This window comes from Nevskia sp. (genome assembly GCF_023266035.1).
In the GTDB taxonomy this organism is placed as follows: Bacteria; Pseudomonadota; Gammaproteobacteria; order Nevskiales; family Nevskiaceae; genus Nevskia.
Map to the genome: position 1 here is coordinate 11,948 of NZ_JAHFRY010000100.1, position 5,332 is coordinate 17,279.

A 5,332-nucleotide genomic window follows, 5' to 3' on the forward strand; every position below is an offset into this window, starting at 1 on the left:
CAGCAGCTCGAATCATTTCTCAAGCATTGGCTCGATCCAGCCAATGAGGGTTTGAACTGATCCAAACGCGGGCAGCCGTCGCGTAGCATGCAGGGCCGTTGTGGAAGTCACGACGGTCGAGATCCGGAACACCGGACAACCCAGCTGGAGGAGCGATGACTGTCAGACGTTTTGCGGCGCATGCACGAGCCGGCCTTGTCGCCGTTGTGCTGCTGATGGGCCTGTCCGTCACGGCCCGCGCCGCTGATGCCGACATTGCTGCAGGCAACACCATCCGCATCGGCGTGCTGCAGTTTGGCGCCGTGGCCTGGACGCTCGACACGCTGACCATGCGTGGTTTCGACAAGGCCGAGGAATTCCGCATCGAGATCGTGCCGATGGCGGCCAGCAACGCCGCGCAGATCGCCTTGCAGGGCGGGGCAGTCGACATGATCACCTCCGACTGGCTGTGGGTGAACCGCAATCGTGGCGATGGTCGCAAGCTGCAGTTCGCGCCGAACTCGACGGCGCTCGGCGGCCTGTACGTCGCCAAGGATTCCGGCATCAAGACGGTGGCCGATCTGAAGGGCCGCGACATTGGTGTGGCCGGCACGCCGGTCGACAAGAGCTGGTTGTTCCTGCAGGCCTGGGCCAGGAAAACCGCGAAGCTCGATCTGAAGAAGGACGCCAAGCCCAGCTTCGCTGCGCCGCCTGCGCTCAACGAACTCATCCTGCGCAACAAGCTGTCGGCGGTACTGAATTTCTGGCCGTATGGTGCGCGCCTGAAGGCGGCTGGCCTGACCGAACTGGTCGACATGAAGGACGTGCTCGCCGGGCTCGGCGTGCCGAAGCCGGTGCCGATGGTCGGCTGGGTGTTCTCCGAGGAATGGGCAATCAAGAACCGCAGCCTGCTCGATCGCTTCCTGAAAGCGGTCGAGCGGACCAACGCCGTGATGCGGGCCGATGACGCGTCCTGGGTACGGTTGAAGCCGATCATGAAGGTCGACAGCGACGCTGACTTCGTGGCGCTGCGCGACGCGCATCGCGACGGCATCGATCTGCAGGAGCTGAAGGTCGATCTGCCGGTGATGCAGAACCTGTACGCGCTGCTCGCAGCCGAAGGCGGCGAGGAACTGGTCGGCAAGCGTCCGACGCTCGATCCGACCACCTTCTATTCGGCGCTCGGCAGCACGCCTTGAATCCTGCGGCGGTCAGTACCTTGCCGGCGGCGGCGGTGCGCGCCAGCGCGCTGCTGGTGCTGCTGGTGGTTTGGCAGATCGTGGCGTGGAAGGTCAACGATCCGCTGCTGCCATCGCCGGCTGCGGTGTTCGTCAGCCTCGTTCACCATCTGACGCACGGCGAGTTGCTGCATCACCTGGGCAAGACCTTGATGCGCGTCGCCGCGGCGTTCGTGATCGCGATGCTGGTTGGTGTCTCGGTCGGCGTCTGGATGGGCCGCAGCAAGCTGGTCAACAATCTGTTCGACGGCATGCTGGTGCTGATGCTGAACCTGCCGGCACTGGTCGCGGCAATCCTCTGCTTCATCTGGATCGGCCTCAACGAAACCGCTGCGGTGCTGGCCGTGGCACTGAACAAGATTCCGACCGTGATCACCAACATCCGCGAAGGTGCGCGAGCGCTGGACACGCAGCTGCTGCAGGTCGGCGAGGTCTATCGCGTGCCGCGCGGCACCGTGCTGCGCCGCATCGTGCTGCCCCAGCTGTATCCCTACATCATGGCCTCGGCGCGTTCGGGGCTGGCGCTGATCTGGAAGATCGTGCTGGTCATTGAACTGCTCGGCCGTTCGGATGGCATCGGCTTCCAGCTCGGAACCTTCTTCCAGTTCTTCGACCTGACCAGCATCCTCGCCTACACGGCCGCGTTCGCCGCCGTCGTATTCGCCATCGAAGCGCTGCTGCTGCGGCCGCTCGATCGGCGCCTGAACGGGTGGCGGGCATGAAGCTGGTCGTCGACATCCGCCGCAAGCGCCATCCGGGCAAGGCCAAGGACACCATCGGCCGGCTGGCCTTCAGTGCCGAGAGTGGCGAGTTCGTCGCCATCGTCGGCCCCAGCGGCGCCGGCAAGACGACGCTGCTGAAGATCATCGCCGGGCTCGACAAGGATTACGAAGGCGGGCTCGATGGCGCCGGCGACGATGCCCGGCTCGGCTTCGTGTTTCAGGAACCCCGCCTATTGCCGTGGCTGAACGTTGCCGACAATCTGCGTCTGGTGACCCCAGCCCTGAGCCCTGCCCTGAGCGATGCCGAGATCGACGCCGGACTGGCCAAGGTCGGGCTGGCGGATACCGCAGCGCAGTTTCCGCTGCGGCTGTCCGGCGGCATGCAGCGACGAGTCGCCTTGCTGCGTGCCTTCCTGGTCCGGCCGGAACTGTTGCTGCTCGATGAGCCGTTCATCTCGCTCGATGCGCCGACCGCTGAAAGCCTGTATCAGGTACTCGCCGAGCTGCGCAGCGATGTCCTGCCGACCACCTTGCTGGTGACGCACGACCTGCGCGAGGCGCTGGCGCTGGCCGACCGGGTGCTGTTCGTCAGCCACAGCCCGGCGCAGCTGATCCTCGACTATCCGATCCGGTTGCCGAAGCCGCGCCGCCGCGATGACGATGCGGTGTCAGAGATGCATCGCGCGCTGATCGCGCAGTACCCCGAATTGCTGGGCGGTCTTGGTACCGCCCGCCCGAACAAGGAGGCCGCCTGATGGCGCAGCCCGCGACAAATAGCTTGACGCCCAATTTGACTCTTGATGTGCGTGACGCCGTGAAGTCCTACGGCGAGGTCAAGGCGCTGGCCGGCGTTTCGATGCGCATCGAAGCCGGTCAGTTCATGGCCTTGCTCGGCCCGAACGGCGCTGGCAAATCGACCTTGTTCCAGCTGCTGTCCGGCCTGTTCGTGCCGGACGCCGGTGCGATCAGCATCTGCGGCGAGGATTTCCTGAAGAAGCCGACGCTGGGTCTCGCCAAGCTCGGCGTGGTGTTTCAGCAGCCAACACTCGATCTCGATCTGACGGTCACCGGCAACCTGCGCTTTCACTCGTCCTTGCACGGCCTCGGCGCGGAAGGCCGCGCACGCATTCCGCAATTGCTGGTCGATGTCGGCCTCGCCGGTTCCGAGGACAAGACCTGCCGCAGCCTGTCCGGCGGCAATCGCCGCAAGGTCGAACTGGCGCGGGCGCTGCTGCACAAGCCGCGGCTGCTGCTGATGGATGAAGCGACGGTCGGCCTTGATCCCGCGTCGCGGACCACACTGATGGCGCTGGTCAAGCAGCGTTGCCGCGACGAAGGTCTGGCCGTGCTGTGGGCCACGCATCTGGTCAACGAAGCCGAGCAGGCCGATCGTGTCTACGTGCTGCACAAGGGGAAGAAACTTGCCGAAGGCACGCCGGACGAAATCGTCGCCAGCGCTGCCTGCGCCACCCTGGAAGCAGCCTTCCTGAAAATGACCGGTCCGGTGCCTGGCGCCGGCAAGCCCGAGGAGAAAGCCGCATGAAGAACACGCTCATTGCGCTTGCACTGATCACCGCGGTACCTGCCTCCGAAGCCGGCAAGCTCTATGTCAGCAGTGAGAAGGATCACGTGGTCACCGTGTTCGACAGCGCGACGCTGAAGGTACTGAGCAAGATCAAGACCGGCGACAAGCCGCGCGAGCTGGTGTTCTCGCCGGACAGCAAGAAGCTCTATGTGGCCTGCGGCGAAGGCAGCCGCATCGACATCATCGACACCGCTACCGACAAGCTGATCGGCAAGCTCAACGTCGGCGAAGACCCGGAGCGCTTCGTGTTCAGCCCGGACGGCAAGACCGTCTGGGCGACGCTCGAGGAAGACGGCCTGGTGTCCGCCACCGATGTTGCCAGCGGCAAGCGCCTGGCCGAAGTGCCGGTCGGTGAAGAGCCGGAAGGCATCCTGATGACGCCGGACGGCAAGACCGTCTACGCAACCTCCGAAGTCGCCAACACCGTCCACGTCATCGACGTGGCGACCAAGGCGATCAAGGCGAATATCTCGGTCGGCAATCGACCGCGTCGTTTCGCGCTGACCGCTGATGGCGCACAGCTGTGGGTATCGAACGAGCTGAGCGGCACGCTCTCGATCATCGATACCAAGACCAACGCGGTGATCGGCGACATCAAGTTCGAGCCGAAAGGCTTCCGCGCCGAAGACATCACGCCAGTCGGCATCCTGATGACCAAGGATGGTTCGACGGCCTACGTGACGATGGGCAGCGCCAATCACATCGCCAAGGTCGACGTGAAATCGCGCAAGGTCTCGGGCTATCTGCTGACCGGCGGGCGGCCTTGGGGCATCGCGCTCAGCAAGGATGAAAAGACGCTGTACGTGACCAATGGCCAGTCCGACGACATGGCGGTGATCGACACCGCCAGCTTCAAGGTCACCAAGGCCGTGCCTGCAGGGCGCGTGCCTTACACCGTCGGCGTTCTCGAATGAGTAGCCCAATGATTCGTGCGCTGGCCCTGTCCGCGCTGGCGCTGCTGTCAGCGTTGCCGCTGGCGCGCGCGGCCGATACGCCGTTCAAGATCGGCTATCTCGAATGGTCCGACGATCCGCGTTACCGCACGGAGCGGACCAAGGCGCAGTTCCCGCTGCAGCCCTGGGGCAGGCCGGTTTCGGGCGCGGAGCAGGCGATCAAGGAAACCTCGTTTGCCGGCGCCCAGTTGAAACTCAAATTCGAGCTGGACAAGCGTGAAGGCGCGGATGCCGCAGCGCTCGCCGAAGCGGTCAAGGCGATGGTCGCCGCTGGCACGCATTACGTGATCGTCGATGCCGATGGCCCGATGCTGGCCGATCTTGCCAAGCGTACTGCCAGCCTGCCGGTGACCTTGCTGAACATCTCGGCCCAGGACGATGGGCTGCGCGGCGCCAGCTGCAGCAGCAAGCTTCTGCATGTGATTCCCAACCAGGCGATGCTGACCGATGCGCTGGCGCAGTACCTGGTGCTGCGGCGCTGGGCGAATGTGCTGGTGCTCAAAGGGCCGAATCCTGCCGATGAAGCTTTCGCAACGGCCTGGACGCGCTCTGCGAAGCGCTTCGGTCTGAAGATCGTCGACACCCGGCCGTTCAAGCTCGGCCTCGATCCGCGCGAGCGCGAGCTGAACAACCTGCAACTGCTGACCGGCTCGAAGGATTACGACGCAGTGTTCATCGCCGATGCCGATGGCGAATTCGCTCGCAACGTGCCGTATCAGACGGCCAAGCCGCGAGTCGTCGTCGGCGCATCCGGCCTGGTCGCCGATGCCTGGCACTGGTCCTGGGAACGCGATGGCGCACGGCAGTTGAACAACCGCCTGATCAAGGCGGCGGGCCGTCAGGTCACGTCCTATG

General features: G+C 64.6%; 6 protein-coding genes. All 6 read left to right on the top strand.

The features are described 5' to 3' along the window. The first annotated feature begins 155 nt into the window (after positions 1–155). Positions 156–1,178 (top strand): ABC transporter substrate-binding protein, encoded by a 1,023-nt coding sequence (locus tag Q0D45_RS15255; protein ID WP_293394494.1) that lies wholly within the window; start codon positions 156–158, stop codon positions 1,176–1,178. Then, positions 1,175–1,939, top strand: a complete 765-nt coding sequence (locus Q0D45_RS15260) for an ABC transporter permease (protein ID WP_293394497.1) — start codon at positions 1,175–1,177, stop codon at positions 1,937–1,939. Before Q0D45_RS15255 ends, Q0D45_RS15260 begins: the two co-directional genes overlap by 4 nt. Then, complete coding sequence (locus Q0D45_RS15265) at positions 1,936–2,694, top strand: ABC transporter ATP-binding protein (protein ID WP_293394500.1); 759 nt, start codon at positions 1,936–1,938, stop codon at positions 2,692–2,694. Before Q0D45_RS15260 ends, Q0D45_RS15265 begins: the two co-directional genes overlap by 4 nt. Next, positions 2,694–3,482, top strand: a complete 789-nt coding sequence (locus Q0D45_RS15270; protein ID WP_293394502.1) for an ABC transporter ATP-binding protein — start codon at positions 2,694–2,696, stop codon at positions 3,480–3,482. Before Q0D45_RS15265 ends, Q0D45_RS15270 begins: the two co-directional genes overlap by 1 nt. After that, the gene (locus tag Q0D45_RS15275; protein ID WP_293394505.1) at positions 3,479–4,438 is read left to right on the top strand and encodes a PQQ-dependent catabolism-associated beta-propeller protein; all 960 of its coding nucleotides are present in this window, start codon (positions 3,479–3,481) and stop codon (positions 4,436–4,438) included. Before Q0D45_RS15270 ends, Q0D45_RS15275 begins: the two co-directional genes overlap by 4 nt. After that, positions 4,435–5,332 (top strand): ABC transporter substrate-binding protein (locus Q0D45_RS15280; protein ID WP_293394508.1); only part of this gene is annotated, 898 nt, incomplete at its 3' end. The genes Q0D45_RS15275 and Q0D45_RS15280, both read left to right, overlap by 4 nt.